Source organism: Mesorhizobium sp. Mes31, assembly GCF_024519675.1.
GTDB lineage: Bacteria > Pseudomonadota > Alphaproteobacteria > Rhizobiales > Rhizobiaceae > Mesorhizobium.
In genome coordinates this window covers 69,474-84,036 of sequence record NZ_JALJRL010000012.1, presented here as the reverse complement: position 1 = coordinate 84,036, position 14,563 = coordinate 69,474, and the positions used below count along the sequence as shown (strand labels likewise).

The following is a 14,563-nucleotide window of genomic DNA, read 5'->3' as shown; positions in this document are numbered from 1 at the left end:
GATGCAAGCCTCCAGACGCGAGCCGCGCGGAAAAATGATCCAGCCCGTTATGTCTGCGCGGTCAGCCTTCGGTTGTCGCCTTTTGTGTCTCAGGCTCCGGGGGCGGAGGCGCCTCGGCCTTCGCCTCCGCCATCTGCGTTTCAGTCGGCTTGCGCCAGTTGCGGACAAAGGCGGAGACACGGTCGCCGATTTCGCCGGCGCTCAGGAAAACCGGCACCCGTGCCACCGGTGCGGTCGGCTCGAAGGAAAGGCCGAGGCCGGTGATCCTGCCCTTGTCGTCGACGTCGCGGACGATCAGCTCGATCGGACCAAGCAGCACGCGGTCGGCATATTCGGCATGGCCGCCGAGCCGTGCCGTGACCAGGGCGCCGACGGTGAGTTTTTGCTCCGCTTCGGTCAGCCCCGGCGCGTAAGCCGCTTCCAGTTCAGCGGCGGAGCGGGCAGGGTCCACCGCGAAGGCGCCGAAGAAATCGGCATCCTCGGGATCGACCACGGCGCGACTGGCGAACAGCTTGTCGAGCAGGCGCGGATAGCGGTCCGGCACGAAGATGTAGACCTGATCGCCGGCGGCGAGCCGGCCCATGTCCTGGAAGCGCATCGAGCGGCCGTCGCGCAGCACCAGCGAGGGTCGCGCCCAGCGCGGGATGCGCTCGCCGCGCGCCACCGGGCTGCCGGGCGCCACACGGTAGGCAAGGAGCTCGTGATGGGCGGAGCCCGGCAGTTCGAGCTCGACCTTGTCCAGCGGTCCGAGCCGCGCCGGTACGATGAGGCCGAGGCGGCGCGCCAGCGGCCCGACCGTCCAGCCCTGGATGACCAGCGACACCAGAACGATGATGAAGGCGGTGTTGAAGATGAGGCGGCCGTTTTCCAGTCCGCCGAGCAGCGGGGTGATGGCGAGCAGGATCGAGACCGCGCCGCGCAGGCCGACCCAGGAGACGAAGGCGACCTCGGGGCGTGGCAAGCGGAACGGGATCAGGCAGACCCAGACCGCGATCGGCCTGGCGACGAACATCAGGAACAGGCCGAGCAGAACCGCCGGCACCAGGATCGCCGGAAATTGCGAAGGCGTCGCGAACAGGCCCAGGATCAGGAACATGATGATCTGCGCCAGCCACGACATGCCGTCCTGGAAGCGCTTGAGGATGGTGACGGCGCGGATGTCGGAATTGCCGGCGACCAGGCCGGCAAGATAGACCGCCAGGAAACCCGAGCCACCGATGGCGCCGGCGGCGGCAAAGACCATCAGCGACAAAGTGAGCACGAAAATCGGCAGCAGGCCGTGGTCGAGATTGAGCCGGTCGACGAGGCGCACGATGGCGAGGCCGCCGAGCACGCCGACGACGGCGCCGAGGCCCATGTTGAGGAGGAAGCCGAGGATCAGGCTGGTGACCAGGACATTGGTCTCGGGATTGGCGTGAGCGGCGATGATCTCGACCAGCGTGATGGTCAGGAAAATGGCGATCGGATCGTTGGTGCCGGATTCGACCTCGAGCGTCGCGCGCACGCGTTCGCGCAGATTGATCTCGCCGGCGCGCAGCAGGAAAAACACCGCCGCGGCATCGGTGGAGGCCACCGCGGCGCCGAGCAGGAAGGATTCGAGCCAGGTGAGGTCGAGCAGGTAATAGGCAGCGGCGCCGAACAGGCCGGTGGTCAGCAGCACGCCGAAGGTCGCCAGCGACAGCGCCGGGCCCGCCGCCTGCCGCAAGGCGTTGAGCGGCGTGCCGAAACCGGAATCGAACAGGATGACAGCCAGTGCCAGTGAGCCGGCAAAATAGGCGATGCGGGCATTGTCGAACTGGATGCCGAGGCCGTCCGTCCCGGTGGCGAGCCCTATGCAGAGAAACAGGAGCAGAAGAGGGGCGCCGAAGCGGAAGGCGATCAGGCTCGAAAACGCGGCGGCCACAACAAGCGCGGTGCCGACCAGCGTCACGACATAGATCGCATGCTCCATCCGAAAATCAGCCCCTCAAATTCGTCTCTCTCCTGGTTTAAGGGAGAGTGGGGCGAAGACGTGACCAGTGCAAGGCGGTGGGGTGGCTTTTTGACCTATGCCGCTGATTTTCGGGTGTTTTGGCGCTCGGGACACAGATCGGGAAAGTATCCCTCATTCCCATGAAAAACGCCCGGACGAAGCCGGGCGTTCGAAGTCTCGAAAGGAAAGGTCCGCGATCAGGCGATGGTCTTGCCGAAGGCGACCGACGTGTCGGACATGCGGTTGGAAAAACCCCACTCATTGTCGTACCAGGACAGCACCGATACGAAGTTGCCGTCCATCACCTTGGTCTGGTCGAGCGCCATGATCGACGAACGCGGATCATGGTTGAAGTCGATCGACACGTTCGGGTGATGGGTGACGCCGAGAATGCCCTTAAGCTTGCCGTTGGAAGCGGCGATCACGGCCTCATTGATCTCCTGGACGGTGGTCGACCGCTTGGCGATGAACTTGAAGTCGACGACCGAGACATTGGGGGTCGGCACGCGGATCGAGATGCCGTCGAGCTTGCCCTTGAGATCGGGCAGGACCAGGCCGATCGCCTTGGCCGCACCGGTCGAGGTCGGGATTTGCGACAGGGCGGCGGCGCGGGCGCGGTAGAGATCCTTGTGCATGGTGTCCAGCGTCGGCTGGTCGCCTGTGTAGGAATGGATCGTCGTCATCATGCCCTTTTCGATGCCGACCGTCTCGTGCAGCACGGCGGCCAGGGGCGCCAGGCAGTTGGTGGTGCAGGAGGCATTCGAGATGACGATGTGGTCCTTGGTCAGCTTGTCGTGGTTGATGCCGTAGACGACGGTGAGGTCGGCACCGTCCGACGGAGCCGAGACAAGCACGCGCTTGGCGCCGGCGGTCAGGTGCGCGGCGGCCTTGTCGCGGGCGGTGAAGATGCCGGTGCATTCAAGCGCGATGTCGACGCCCAGTTCCTTCCACGGCAGCTGCGTCGGATCCTTGATGGCGGTGACCTTGAACTTCTCCTTGCCGACGGTGATCTGGTCGCCGGAAACCGAAACCTCATGCGGGAAGCGGCCGTGCACGCTGTCGAAGCGCAACAGGTGGGCGTTGGTTTCGACCGGGCCGAGATCGTTGACGGCGACGACGTCGATGTCCTTGCGGCCGGATTCATGGATGGCGCGCAGGATGTTGCGGCCGATGCGGCCGAATCCGTTGATGGCAACTCTGACGGTCATTTTTCTCTCCCTGGGAGCTGGAAGGCAGATGATTGGTCCGCAGCTTCATAGCGGCGGACGGGCAAAGAATCCAGCCGCCTCCACCTGGATTTAAATCGATTAGGTTGGGCCAGTCCCGCGAAACCGCTGTGCGCGGTTTAGCGGGAGCATTTTTGTTCGTGCATGTCGTTGTCCCAAAACCGCGACGCACTTTTGGGCGACACGCGTGGGCCTTACTTGCCGTGCAGGCGGGCTTCCGCCGCCTTCGCCGCCGCTTCGGCGGTGATGCCGAAATGCGGATAGAGCTGTTCGATCGTGCCCGAGGCGCCGAAGCCGGTCATGCCGACGAAGATGCCGTCGGAGCCGATGAGATGATCCCAGCCCTGGCGAATGCCGGCTTCGATCGCCATCTTCACCGGCGCGTTGCCGATCGTCTTCCTGCGGTAGTCGTCGCTCTGCTTGTCGAACAGTTCGAAGCAGGGCACCGACACGACGCGGGTCGGGTGGCCGTGCTTTTCCAGCAGCTCGCGGGCCGCAAGCGCGATCTCGACCTCGGAGCCGGTGGCGAAGATCGTCACCGCCGCCTCGCCGCTGGCGGCGGCCAGTTCATAGGCGCCCTGGCTGCTCAGGTTCTTGGCAACGAACTCGGTGCGTACGGTCGGCAGGTTCTGGCGGGTCAGCGCCAGCGTCGACGGGGTCTTTTCCGACTCGAGCGCGATCTGCCAGCATTCGGCGGTCTCGACCGCGTCGGCCGGACGGAAGACATTGTGGTTGGGAATGGCGCGCAGTGCCGCCAGGTGCTCGACCGGCTGGTGGGTCGGGCCGTCTTCGCCCAGACCAATGGAATCATGGGTCATGACGAAGATCGAGCGGATGCCCATCAGCGAGGCCAACCGCATCGACGGACGGGCATAGTCGGAGAAGCACATGAAGGTGCCTCCATAGGCGATGAGGCCGCCATGCAGTGTCAGGCCGTTGAGCGCGGCGGCCATGCCATGCTCGCGGATGCCGTAGTGGACATAGCGCTGGCCATAGTCGTCTGATGTGATGTTCTTGGTCTGGCTGGTCTTGGTGTTGTTGGAGCCGGTCAGGTCGGCGGAGCCACCAATGGTCTCGGGCACGGCGCCGTTGATGACTTCCAGCGCCATCTCGGACGATTTGCGGGTGGCGACCTTCGGTTTGTCGGCCGAGAGCTTCTTCTTGTAGTCGGCGATGACGGCGTCGAAATTGGACGGCAGCTTGCCGGCGAGGCGACGCTCGAACTCGGCCTTCAGCTTCGCGTCGGCCTTGGCGAGGCGGCCTTCCCAGTCGGTGCGCGCCTTGACGCCGGCCTTGCCGGCGGTGCGCCAGGCGTCGAGGATGTCGGCCGGAATCTCGAAAGGCGGCGAATCCCAGTTGAAGAACTTGCGCGCACCGGCGATCTCGTCGGCGCCGAGCGGCGAACCGTGCGCCTTGTTGGTGCCGGCCTTGGTCGGCGCCCCGAAGCCGATGGTGGTCTTGCAGGCGATCATCGTCGGCTTGTCGGAATGGCGGGCGGCCTCGATGGCATAGGCGATCGCTTCCGGATCCGTACCGTCGATATGGCTGGCGTTCCAGCCGGAGGCCTGGAAGCGGGCAACCTGGTCGGTATTGTCGGCAAGCGAGACCGGGCCGTCGATCGAGATGTTGTTGTTGTCCCAGAAGACGATCAGCTTGTTGAGCTTGAGGTGACCGGCAAGCGCGATGGCTTCCTGGGAGACGCCTTCCATCAGGCAGCCGTCGCCGGCCAGCACATAGGTGTAGTGATCGACGAGGTCGTTGCCGAAGGCGGCGTTCATTATGCGCTCGCCGAGCGCGAAGCCGACCGAATTGGCGAGACCCTGGCCGAGCGGGCCGGTCGTCGTCTCGATGCCGGTGGCATGGCCGTATTCGGGGTGGCCGGCGGTCTTCGAGCCCAACTGGCGGAAATGCTTGATCTGGTCGAGGGTCATGTCCTCGTAGCCGGTCAGATGCAGCAGCGAATAGAGCAGCATCGAACCGTGGCCGGCCGACAGGATGAAGCGGTCGCGGTCGGCCCAGTGCGGAGCCTTGGGGTCATATTTCAGGAAGCGCGTGAACAGCACGGTGGCGATGTCGGCGCAGCCCATGGGCAGGCCGGGATGGCCGGACTGAGCCTTCTCGACGGCGTCCATGGAGAGAAAACGGATCGTATTGGCCATCCGGTCATGTTGTTCACGCGACGTCATGGTACCTCCGGGGTGGGGGTTTGGGGCCTTGGGAGAGGCCTTGAAAGGGGTGCGCGACACATAGCAGGCGCGGGCTTTTAGTCAACAAACCGGTGCGCATTTGCCGGCCCTGCGATGCCGCTGACGGATCTACATTAGCGTTAGCGGGGGACAGTCGCGAGAGCTTTGTTGACGTTGCCTTCACCCGGTGCCTAATGTTTCTGACATAACGCGTTCTGAACGCGAACGATTCGGTGATGGGCAGGGCACAGGACGAAGGCCATGACCGGGGAAACCACGCTCAAGGAAGTGATCGCCAGGCTGGGTAAAGCCATCGAGGGGCTGGAAAATGCCGTCGCGGCCAAGCTAGAGCACGAACGCGACTACTCGGAAGCCGAGGCCGAGGTGCAGCGGATGAATGCCGACCGCTCCCGGCTGGCACAGGAACTCGACAATTCCGAAGCGCGCGCCGAACGGCTGGAGGACGCCAACAAGGAAGTGTCGCGACGGCTGGTGACCGCCATGGAAACCATCCGCGCCGTGTTGGACAGGTAGGGGCTGGACAGGTAGGCCAATGGCACAGGTCACGGTTTCAATCGACGGCAAGCAGTATCGGATGGCCTGCGACGAAGGCCAGGAAGAGCACCTGATCGACTTGGCCGAACGCTTCGACCGCTACGTCTCGCATCTGAAGGACTCATTTGGCGAGATCGGCGACCAGCGGCTGACCGTGATGGCCGGCATCATGGTGATGGACGAACTCTCCGAGCTCCAGAAGCGCGTCAAGGGCATGGAAAGCGAAGTGCTGACACTGCGCAAGACGCGCGACGACGCGCTCACCAAGGCCGACAAGAACGACAGCGTGCTGACCAATGCGCTCGGTGCGCTGGCGCAGCGGATGGAAGACCTGACGTCGACATTGGCCGTGAAGTCCTAGGCTTCACCGCCGTCGGCAGGTAAATTTCCGCATTCTCCCGCAAAAGGCGAAAATTTTTCGCGGCCTGGGTCGCTGCCAGTGGCCGCGGCGTTTGAAGGTCGCCGCCGGAGTGGTAAAAGGGTCCGAACCCGCCAGCCGGCGGCATTTCATAGGGGTAGGGACATGAGCCTTCGTATCAACGACATCGCACCGGATTTCACCGCCGAGACCACGCAAGGGACGATCAAGTTCCACGATTGGATCGGCGACGGCTGGGCGATCCTGTTCAGCCACCCGAAGAACTTCACGCCGGTCTGCACCACCGAGCTTGGCACGATGGCCGGGCTGGAAGGCGAGTTCAAGAAGCGCAATGTCAAGATCATCGGCATCTCCGTCGATCCGGTTGCGAGCCACGACAAGTGGCAGGCCGACATCAAGACGGCGACCGGCCATTCGGTGCACTATCCGCTGATCGGCGACAAGGACCTCAAGGTCGCCAAGCTCTATGACATGCTGCCCGCCGGTGCCGGCGAGACTTCGGAAGGCCGCACGCCCGCCGACAACGCCACCGTGCGCTCGGTCTACGTCATCGGGCCGGACAAGAAGGTCAAGCTGGTGCTGACCTACCCGATGACCACGGGCCGCAACTTCGACGAGATCCTGCGCGCGGTCGATTCCATGCAGCTGACCGCCAAGCACCAGGTGGCGACGCCGGCAAACTGGAAGCAGGGCGAGGACGTCATCATCACCGCCGCCGTTTCCAACGAGGACGCCATCAAGCGTTTCGGCGCCTTCGAGACCATCCTGCCCTATCTCAGGAAGACCAAGCAGCCGTCCGCCTGACCCAGCGCTTCGGAACGGTTTTTGGCTTTCTTGCCCTTGTGAGCCAAGGGATGCTTGACTGAGCCACCCGAGTGGACAACCATGCTCCTCTCGGGTGCCGCCAGAGAAAATCATTCCTGTCGGCTGGAGCGGTCCATCGTTTCGCGGAACTGTGGAACCACTCTAACCCGTTGTTTCGACGCAATTCCGAAGGGAAAGTGCTGTGCGCTTTTCCCGGGAAAGCCGTGTCACGCTTTTCCTGGAATTGCTTCAGGGGTTTGGGGAAGCCGAAATTGGACGTAGCTTTGGCCAGGCCGCAGGTCAGCGGCTTCTATGACAAGCCGACCGGGGCCATCCAGTATGTCGTCGCCGACCAGGCGACGAAGCGATGCGCCATCATCGACCCGATCCTCGACTTCGACGAGAAGTCTGGCGCGACCGGTACGAAGAATGCAGACGCCCTGCTCGATTTCATCGGGCACAACGGGCTCGAGCTCGAGTGGATCCTCGACACCCATCCGCATGCCGATCATTTCTCGGCGGCGCATTACCTGAAGCAGAAGACCGGGGCACCCACCGCCATCGGCGACAGGGTCGTCGAAGTCCAGAAACTGTGGAAGGCGATCTACAACTGGCCGGATTTTCCCGCCGACGGCTCGCAATGGGACAGGCTGTTCGGGGAGGGCGAGACGTTCCGGATCGGAACCATTCCAGTCAAGGTGCTTTTCTCACCCGGGCACACGCTGGCCTCGATCACCTATGTGATCGGTGATGCCGCCTTCGTCCACGATACGCTGTTCATGCCCGACAGCGGCACGGCAAGAGCGGATTTTCCCGGCGGAAGCGCCGCGCGGCTCTGGCACTCGATCCAGGGCATCCTGGCGCTGCCGGGCGAGACGCGCGTCTTCGTCGGCCACGACTATCAGGCCGGTGGGCGCGAACCCTTGTGGGAAAGCACGATCGCGATGCAAAAGGCCACCAACATCCACCTCGTTGCCGCGCGTGCCGAGGCCGATTTCGTCGCCCTGCGAGAAGCCCGCGACAGGACGCTACCCATGCCGAGGCTGATCCTGCATGCGCTGCAGGTCAACATGAATGGCGGACGGCTGCCGGAGCCGGAAGCCAATGGAAGGCGATACCTGAAGTTCCCGCTGGATTCGCTTTGAGGGTACGCCGTTGCTGAAACAGCCAATCTCCCCCGCAAGGGGAGATTGGCTGTAACCTCGTCTTCACCAACCGCCAGCGCCGATGCTAAGACAGAAAAAAGGCGGCGCCAGTCTCCTGGCGCCGCCGTTCTGTTTCGTGCCGAAGCTGGCTTCAAGCCGCCGGCTGTGCCTCGATGGTGCGCAGCGCCTGGGTCTGGCGCTTGGCGGCGGCCTTGACCGCATCCTGCACCTTCTCGAAGGCGCGCACCTCGATCTGGCGCACGCGCTCGCGGCTGATGTCGAACTCGGCCGACAGCTCTTCCAGTGTCAGCGGCTCTTCGGCGAGGCGACGGGCCTCGAAGATGCGCCGCTCGCGCTCGTTGAGCACGGCAAGAGCGCCTGACAGCATGCCGCGCCGGTTTTCCAGCTCGTCCTGCTCGATCAGCATATCTTCCTGGCTTTCATGGTCGTCGACCAGCCAGTCCTGCCATTCGCCGGACTCGCCTTCGCTTGCCCGGATCGGTGCGTTGAGCGAGGCGTCGCCCGAAAGGCGGCGGTTCATCGACACCACTTCGGCTTCGGAGACGTTCAGCCTGGTGGCGATCTCGGTGATCTGATCGGGCTTCAGGTCGCCATCGTCGAGCGCCTGGATCTTGCCCTTCACCTTGCGCAGGTTGAAGAACAGACGCTTCTGGTTGGCGGTCGTGCCCATCTTGACCAGGCTCCACGAGCGCAGGATGTACTCCTGGATCGAGGCCTTGATCCACCACATGGCATAGGTCGCGAGGCGGAAGCCGCGCTCGGGTTCGAATTTCTTGACGGCCTGCATCAGGCCGACATTGCCTTCCGAGATCACTTCACCGATCGGCAGGCCATAGCCGCGATAGCCCATGGCGATCTTGGCGACGAGCCTGAGGTGGCTGGTGACGAGCTTGTGCGCCGCGGTGGTGTCTTCATGCTCGGCGTAACGCTTGGCGAGCATGTACTCTTCCTGCGGCTGCAGCATTGGAAAGCGGCGGATTTCTTCCAGGTAGCGGCTGAGGCCGCCTTCGCCGGAAACGATACTGGGTAATGACTGGGCCATGATAGCGCCCCCTCTCTATTGGAGTGATGCCCCCGAAACGCGGCGGGCATATGACACGAGCACCAAAAGGCTCGCTCGCGACGTCAGTTGTTATACAGGAACAAAACCAGAAAAGACAGGCGTTTGTTCAACACGAAACAGTGTGTCACGTTGAAGTGAACAATGCGGGTCAGGTTTTGAAGGCTAGCTTGAAGGGTTGTTGGTGACAGGGTTCAAAGTTTGCGGAAGCCGCCGACGAGTTCCTCCATGTCCCCCGGCAACGGCGCCTCGAACCTCATCGTTAGATGGGTAGCCGGGTGACGAAATGCAAGGAGCCAGGCATGCAAAGCTTGCCGGGAAAATGCCTTGACCTGGCTTTTCAACGGTTCAGGCAGCCGATTGGCCTTGGTGCGGAAGGCCTGGCCGTATTCCGGGTCACCGATCACCGGATGGCCGATATGCGCCATGTGGACGCGGATCTGATGGGTGCGGCCGGTCTCCAGCCGGCATCCGACCAGGCTTGCCGTGGCGAATTGCTGCTGTTTCTCGCCGAAACGCTCCTGCACGGCAAAGTGGGTGACGGCATGGCGGGCATCGTCGCGCCCTTCCGGCACCACGGCGCGACGCACCCGGTCGGCGGCGCGGCCGAGCGGTGCATCGACCGTTCCCGTCGGCCGCTGCGGGATGCCCCAGACCAGCGCCAGATAGGCGCGTTCGAGGTCGCCGGTCAGGCCGTGATCGGCGAAGGCCTCGGACAGCGACTTGTGGGCGCGGTCGGTCTTGGCGACCACCATGACGCCGCTGGTCTCCTTGTCGAGGCGGTGGACGATGCCCGGCCGCCGCACGCCGCCAATGCCCGAAAGACTGTCGCCGCAGTGATGGATCAGCGCGTTGACCAGCGTGCCGGTCCAGTTGCCGGCGCCAGGGTGCACGACAAGCCCGGCCGGCTTGTTGATGACGATCAGTTCGTCATCCTCATAGAGCACATCGAGCGGGATGTTTTCGCCTTGCGGCTCGGCCGGCTCCGGCTCCGGCATGGCGACCGACACGCTTTCGCCCGCGGTCATCTTGCGCTTGGTCTCGTCGACAGGCTTGCCGTCGACCCTGACCGCGCCCTGCCTGATCAGCATCTGCACGCGGCTGCGCGACATGTCCGGACCGAGGCTGGCGGCCAGCCACTGGTCGAGGCGCTGGCCGGTCGCATCCGCACCCGCGACCAGCACGGTGGGTGCTGCCTCCATGAATTGGTCCTCTATCAATTCAGGGGCCTCTTCGCTATGAGCGCTCATCGAAAATCGTTCCGGAATGCTTTGCCATGGCCATCGCCGAGGAAGACCCAGTTGAAGGTCGGGAGAAGCCGCTCGACCCGGAGGTCGAAAAGGTGCGCAAGAAACTCGTCCGCTTCGTCGGGATCAATCTCGGCCTGCTGTTTCTTGCCCTTATGGTGGTGATCGGAGCCCTTGTCTACAAAGCGCGCAACGCACCGCCCGCGACCCCGCCGCTGGCAGGCGACATCCAGGTGCCTGCTGGCGAGCCGGTCAGCGGCGACATCGTGCTGCCGGTCGGTGCCAAGGTGATCAGCCAGTCGCTGTCCGGCAACCGTGTCTCGATCGACGCCGAGCTTGCCGACGGCAGCCGCACGATCTTCGTCTACGACATCGCCGAGCGCCGCCTGATCGGCCGGTTTGCGATCCGCAACAAATGAGCCGGCCGCAACAAATGCGTAGGCCTCGGGCATGACCGGGTTCGCCGAACATCGTCGCGTCGCGACGGTAGCGCTGGTCGTCGCCAGCTATGACGAGGCGATCGCCTGGTACGTCGAGCGGCTCGGCTTTCTGCTCGTCGAGGACGTCGATCTCGGCGGCGGCAAGCGCTGGGTCACCGTCGCGCCGGCCAACGGGCAAGGCGCCAGGCTGCTCCTGGCCGAGGCTTCCGACGAGGCTCAGAGCAAAAGCGTCGGCAACCAGACCGGCGGCCGCGTGTTTCTGTTCCTCGAGACCGACGACTTTGCCCGCGACCATGCGGCGATGCTGGACAAGGGCGTTGAATTCCGCGAGGCGCCGCGCTTCGAGCCCTATGGCACGGTGGCGGTTTTCGCCGATCTGCACGGCAATCTCTGGGACCTGATCGAGCCGAAACGGTAGGCCCGCAGCCGACTTTTCCCCGAGAAGGGAAAGCGGCCGAACCCCAGTTGCTTTTTCCCAGCCGTCAGCCTATATCGCCGGTTCTTGAACGCGCCCATCGTCTAGCGGTCAGGACACCGCCCTCTCACGGCGGGAACAGGGGTTCGATTCCCCTTGGGCGTACCAAGGATTTTCTGCCAGATGTGATGCTTGCGCAGCGAGGCCTGTTGCAGCAAGTTGGCCGCATGAAACAACTGGCTTTGGCTCTCCTCGTCTCCGTGTCCGTGATTGCCCAGTGTAACCCGTCCTTCTCCAAGGACAGGAAGATCACGGGTACCATTCGAGGCTTCGAATGTGGTGACAATTGTTATCTAACCATTGTTGACCGCAAGAAGGCCGAGCAAGTTGGCTTGTGTGCCGCACCCGAGTGCGAAAGCTGGAACGAGCAAACCGTAATGCCGTCTCGCTACAAGGGAAAACGCGTGACGGTTACGGTCGGGCAAGGGCAGCAGGTCGATGATAGCGGCAACGTCATGGGAGAGATGATGGCGTTCAAGAAAATCATCTTTCTTGACTGACGATTTTGCCGCGCGGCCGAAATCAACGTTTCGTTCCCCAATCGCCTATCTACCGGAGGCAATTTGCTTTCGGCGCGTGACCACGGATGTACCGGTGCGAACATCGAAAGAAAAGGGTCGGCTCAGTGCCGGCCTTTTTGGCTTTTTGGCGTGCTGCGCCTCGGGCATACCTCTCTCAGAGCTTTCCACCAATCGTCCAATCTAGATCGCATTCGCCGCTTCTGGCGCAGCGGGGCTGATTGGATTAGCATCGCGTAATGGATCCCCGGCTAGAGCGGCGCGCAGAACGCCGTTGCCCGAGCAGATCCGGACGGGCAGTCGATGCCTCGGGAGGGAGACCAATGCGGAAACTGCAATCGCAAGGCGTGCATCACATCACGCTGGTCGGCGCCGGGCGCCAGACCTCGATCGATTTCTGGGAAGGCGTGCTCGGCATGCCGTTCGTCTTCGAGCAGCCCAACCTCGACAAGGCGAGCGAAAGCCACCTCTACTTCGACCCCGGCGATGGCCGGCTGATCACCGTCTTCACCGACGAGAGCCGCACGCCGCCGAAGCGGCGCACGCCGACCGATCCGGGTTGCGTCCACCACATCGCCTTTGCGGTGTCGCGCGTCACCTTCCTGCAGGCGGTCGCCCGGCTCGACGAGCGCGCCATCAAGCACAGCGGCGTCAAGGATCGCGGCTTCATGGATTCGATCTATTTCGAGGATCCGCTCGGCCTGCTGATCGAGCTCGCCTCCTACCGCTTCGAGCCGCCGGCGGGCTTCACCCATGCCGACGTGCTGATGGAAGCGCACGGACTGCGCGTCGCGCGCGGCGACTACAACATCGCGGAAGTGCATCTTGCCGATGCGATCCAGGCGCTCGTCGAGCGTTCCCGCGCCACCCTGTCGGACGACCGGGCGCCGAAGAACCCATACTGACGATAGCCAAAACAAAAGGGAGGAACACAATGGCAAAGACTGTTACCAAGAGCGCAAAGAAGCCGGCGGCCAAGGCAGCCGCAAAGCCGGCGGGGAAGGCTGCGAAGCCGGCAGCCAAGCCAGCGCCAAAAGCGGCCGCGAAGGCGGCGGCAAAGCCTGCAGCCAAGGCTTCCACCAAGACCGCACCGAAGGCCAAGGCGAAGTCCGCGAAGAAACCGATGCTGAAGCTCAGCATGCTGAAACCGAGCGTCAACAACATGACCGTTCGGGTGTTTGCGAGAGCGGCCGGGTTCGATCATGCCGAGACCGACGCCTGGGGCATCACGCGCTCGCCCGAATACATGGCGCGCAACCCGGCGCATCTGACGCCAATGATCGAGGACAAGGGCCTGCCGCGCGGCGTTCTGTGGGAAAGCTGCGCCATCATGCAGTATCTCGCCAACAAGCATGGGCTGGAGAAGTTCTATCCGAAAGCACCGGCCAAGCGAGCTATGATCGACAGCGCCATGTTCTATCTGATCGGAACGCTCTACCCCTATGTCGCACGCGCCACCTATCCGGCGCTCGGCTTCCCGCAATATGCCGGCGAGGTTGGCCATAGCGACGCCCACCCCGACAAGAAGTCCGAAGCCCAGAAGGCCGCCATGGCCGCCATCGCCGAGCCGCTGGAGGTCTTCCACAGCTTCTTCAGGGACGGCAAGCCGTTCATCGGCGGCACGAGCCCTTCGATCGCCGACATCCGCCTGGCGGCGACGCTCGAATTCCTGGCCGTCATCGACTACCCCTTGCCCAAATGGGCGAAGGACTACGTGGAGGCGATCGAGAAGAAGCTCGGCAAGGCCTATGCCGAGCCGGCCGCCGACGTGCGCGGCTACATCGCCTATGTGCGGTCGCAGCCCAAGGCATGAGGTTAAGGACTCGTTAACCAAAACCCTGTCTACTGCCGGTAATTCACCCCGCGACCACGGATGTACTGGCGCCGAGTGAAAGGAAAGGTCGGCGCAATGCCGGCCTTTTTGCTTTTTCGCACGCTATCGTCGGGACATGGCAATGAGGCGGGCAGGCGGCGCAAGCGTTTTTCGGCATCAACTTTTTACCGTGAGATATTGTCATTGCCGGTGTTGGCCTTACCATCCATTTCGGCAGTCCGGCAGGGACTGTCGATTGACGGTGGAGACGTGGGGATTGCGATGAAAAGCGTGGCCAAACTTGCGATTGCGGGCGTGATGTCGGCAGGCATCTGCTGCCCGTCGTTTGCCGCGCCGCTCAACACCATGAATGAAGTGAGGGCCGCGATCCAGGCATGCTGGACGCCGCCGGTCGACGCCGGAAATGCCAGCGTCACCTTGAGCTTCAGCTTCAAGCGCGACGGCACGCTGATCGGCCCACCGAGGCCGACTGCAATCAAGGTGGACGGCGACGCCAAGGCGAAGAAATCATTCGTCGATGCCGCCACCACGGCCCTGCAGAACTGCCTGCCCTTATCCTTCTCGCCGACGCTGGCGCAAGGCATGGCAGGCAACGTGTTCACCTTGCAATTCACCTCTCCCAAAAATTAGGCCGAAGCGGGCATGCACCGGCGGGCGTGCACGACCCGTTGACCCATTCGGGCTTTCGGGCTGGTGATCAC

The 14,563-nt window shown here is 63.3% G+C and carries 15 protein-coding genes and 1 tRNA gene; 11 read left to right on the top strand and 5 right to left on the bottom strand.

Features of this window, described 5'->3' with window-relative positions; translation table 11 throughout:
- Positions 1-61: 61 nt before the first annotated feature.
- From NR193_RS20780 to tkt, 3 genes are all read right to left on the bottom strand, one after another.
- The gene (locus NR193_RS20780; RefSeq protein WP_256752639.1) at positions 62-1,951 is read right to left on the bottom strand and encodes a potassium/proton antiporter; all 1,890 of its coding nucleotides are present in this window, start codon (positions 1,949-1,951) and stop codon (positions 62-64) included.
- A 218-nt stretch (positions 1,952-2,169) separates the two neighbouring features.
- A complete protein-coding gene (gap, locus tag NR193_RS20775; protein ID WP_256752638.1) occupies positions 2,170-3,180 on the bottom strand; it encodes a type I glyceraldehyde-3-phosphate dehydrogenase in 1,011 nt (336 codons plus the stop codon).
- A 212-nt stretch (positions 3,181-3,392) separates the two neighbouring features.
- Positions 3,393-5,384, bottom strand: a complete 1,992-nt coding sequence (gene tkt, locus NR193_RS20770) for a transketolase (RefSeq protein WP_256752637.1) — start codon at positions 5,382-5,384, stop codon at positions 3,393-3,395.
- Positions 5,385-5,645: 261 nt separating this feature from the next.
- Between tkt and NR193_RS20765 the strand changes: the two genes are divergently transcribed.
- From NR193_RS20765 to NR193_RS20750, 4 genes are all read left to right on the top strand, one after another.
- Positions 5,646-5,918 carry a DUF4164 domain-containing protein gene (locus tag NR193_RS20765; protein ID WP_006200774.1) on the top strand — a complete coding sequence of 91 codons (273 nt, stop codon included), beginning with the start codon at positions 5,646-5,648 and terminating at the stop codon, positions 5,916-5,918.
- A gap of 19 nt (positions 5,919-5,937) precedes the next feature.
- Positions 5,938-6,300, top strand: coding sequence for a cell division protein ZapA (locus NR193_RS20760; RefSeq protein ID WP_256752636.1), 363 nt, complete (start codon positions 5,938-5,940; stop codon positions 6,298-6,300).
- Between the two features lie 162 nt (positions 6,301-6,462).
- On the top strand, positions 6,463-7,122 hold the full coding sequence (locus NR193_RS20755) for a peroxiredoxin (protein ID WP_256752635.1): 660 nt from the start codon (positions 6,463-6,465) through the stop codon (positions 7,120-7,122).
- A 272-nt stretch (positions 7,123-7,394) separates the two neighbouring features.
- On the top strand, positions 7,395-8,267 hold the full coding sequence (locus NR193_RS20750) for an MBL fold metallo-hydrolase (protein WP_256752634.1): 873 nt from the start codon (positions 7,395-7,397) through the stop codon (positions 8,265-8,267).
- 151 nt (positions 8,268-8,418) lie between these two features.
- On the opposite strand, the gene rpoH is transcribed toward NR193_RS20750, so the two are convergent.
- Together rpoH and NR193_RS20740 are read right to left on the bottom strand one after the other, a co-directional pair.
- Positions 8,419-9,330 (bottom strand): RNA polymerase sigma factor RpoH, encoded by a 912-nt coding sequence (gene rpoH / locus NR193_RS20745; RefSeq protein WP_091578635.1) that lies wholly within the window; start codon positions 9,328-9,330, stop codon positions 8,419-8,421.
- A 212-nt stretch (positions 9,331-9,542) separates the two neighbouring features.
- Positions 9,543-10,598 (bottom strand): RluA family pseudouridine synthase, encoded by a 1,056-nt coding sequence (locus NR193_RS20740; protein WP_256752633.1) that lies wholly within the window; start codon positions 10,596-10,598, stop codon positions 9,543-9,545.
- 26 nt (positions 10,599-10,624) lie between these two features.
- On the opposite strand from NR193_RS20740, the gene NR193_RS20735 reads away from it, so the two are divergent.
- The 7 genes from NR193_RS20735 (at position 10,625) to NR193_RS20705 (ending at position 14,492) form a co-directional block, all read left to right on the top strand.
- A complete protein-coding gene (locus tag NR193_RS20735; protein ID WP_256752632.1) occupies positions 10,625-11,014 on the top strand; it encodes a fimbrial protein in 390 nt (129 codons plus the stop codon).
- A gap of 31 nt (positions 11,015-11,045) precedes the next feature.
- A complete protein-coding gene (locus NR193_RS20730) occupies positions 11,046-11,453 on the top strand; it encodes a VOC family protein (protein ID WP_256752631.1) in 408 nt (135 codons plus the stop codon).
- A gap of 90 nt (positions 11,454-11,543) precedes the next feature.
- A tRNA-Glu gene (locus NR193_RS20725) sits at positions 11,544-11,618 on the top strand.
- 20 nt (positions 11,619-11,638) lie between these two features.
- Positions 11,639-12,010, top strand: a complete 372-nt coding sequence (locus tag NR193_RS20720) for a hypothetical protein (protein ID WP_256752768.1) — start codon at positions 11,639-11,641, stop codon at positions 12,008-12,010.
- A gap of 341 nt (positions 12,011-12,351) precedes the next feature.
- Entirely contained in the window at positions 12,352-12,933 is a 582-nt protein-coding gene (locus tag NR193_RS20715; protein WP_256752630.1) for a VOC family protein, read from the top strand.
- 29 nt (positions 12,934-12,962) lie between these two features.
- The gene (locus NR193_RS20710; RefSeq protein WP_256752629.1) at positions 12,963-13,841 is read left to right on the top strand and encodes a glutathione S-transferase family protein; all 879 of its coding nucleotides are present in this window, start codon (positions 12,963-12,965) and stop codon (positions 13,839-13,841) included.
- Between the two features lie 282 nt (positions 13,842-14,123).
- On the top strand, positions 14,124-14,492 hold the full coding sequence (locus NR193_RS20705) for a hypothetical protein (RefSeq protein WP_256752767.1): 369 nt from the start codon (positions 14,124-14,126) through the stop codon (positions 14,490-14,492).
- The last annotated feature ends 71 nt before the right edge of the window (positions 14,493-14,563 follow it).

Bases quoted from the DNA above. Each gene is read 5' to 3' on its own strand.
- NR193_RS20780 (WP_256752639.1), bottom strand. From the start codon at position 1,951: ATGGAGCATGCGATCTATGTCGTGACGCTGGTCGGCACCGCGCTTGTT.
- gap (WP_256752638.1), bottom strand. From the start codon at position 3,180: ATGACCGTCAGAGTTGCCATCAACGGATTCGGCCGCATCGGCCGCAAC.
- tkt (WP_256752637.1), bottom strand. From the start codon at position 5,384: ATGACGTCGCGTGAACAACATGACCGGATGGCCAATACGATCCGTTTT.
- NR193_RS20765 (WP_006200774.1), top strand. From the start codon at position 5,646: ATGACCGGGGAAACCACGCTCAAGGAAGTGATCGCCAGGCTGGGTAAA.
- NR193_RS20760 (WP_256752636.1), top strand. From the start codon at position 5,938: ATGGCACAGGTCACGGTTTCAATCGACGGCAAGCAGTATCGGATGGCC.
- NR193_RS20755 (WP_256752635.1), top strand. From the start codon at position 6,463: ATGAGCCTTCGTATCAACGACATCGCACCGGATTTCACCGCCGAGACC.
- rpoH (WP_091578635.1), bottom strand. From the start codon at position 9,330: ATGGCCCAGTCATTACCCAGTATCGTTTCCGGCGAAGGCGGCCTCAGC.
- NR193_RS20740 (WP_256752633.1), bottom strand. From the start codon at position 10,598: ATGAGCGCTCATAGCGAAGAGGCCCCTGAATTGATAGAGGACCAATTC.
- NR193_RS20735 (WP_256752632.1), top strand. From the start codon at position 10,625: ATGGCCATCGCCGAGGAAGACCCAGTTGAAGGTCGGGAGAAGCCGCTC.
- NR193_RS20730 (WP_256752631.1), top strand. From the start codon at position 11,046: ATGACCGGGTTCGCCGAACATCGTCGCGTCGCGACGGTAGCGCTGGTC.
- NR193_RS20720 (WP_256752768.1), top strand. From the start codon at position 11,639: ATGCTTGCGCAGCGAGGCCTGTTGCAGCAAGTTGGCCGCATGAAACAA.
- NR193_RS20715 (WP_256752630.1), top strand. From the start codon at position 12,352: ATGCGGAAACTGCAATCGCAAGGCGTGCATCACATCACGCTGGTCGGC.
- NR193_RS20710 (WP_256752629.1), top strand. From the start codon at position 12,963: ATGGCAAAGACTGTTACCAAGAGCGCAAAGAAGCCGGCGGCCAAGGCA.
- NR193_RS20705 (WP_256752767.1), top strand. From the start codon at position 14,124: ATGAAAAGCGTGGCCAAACTTGCGATTGCGGGCGTGATGTCGGCAGGC.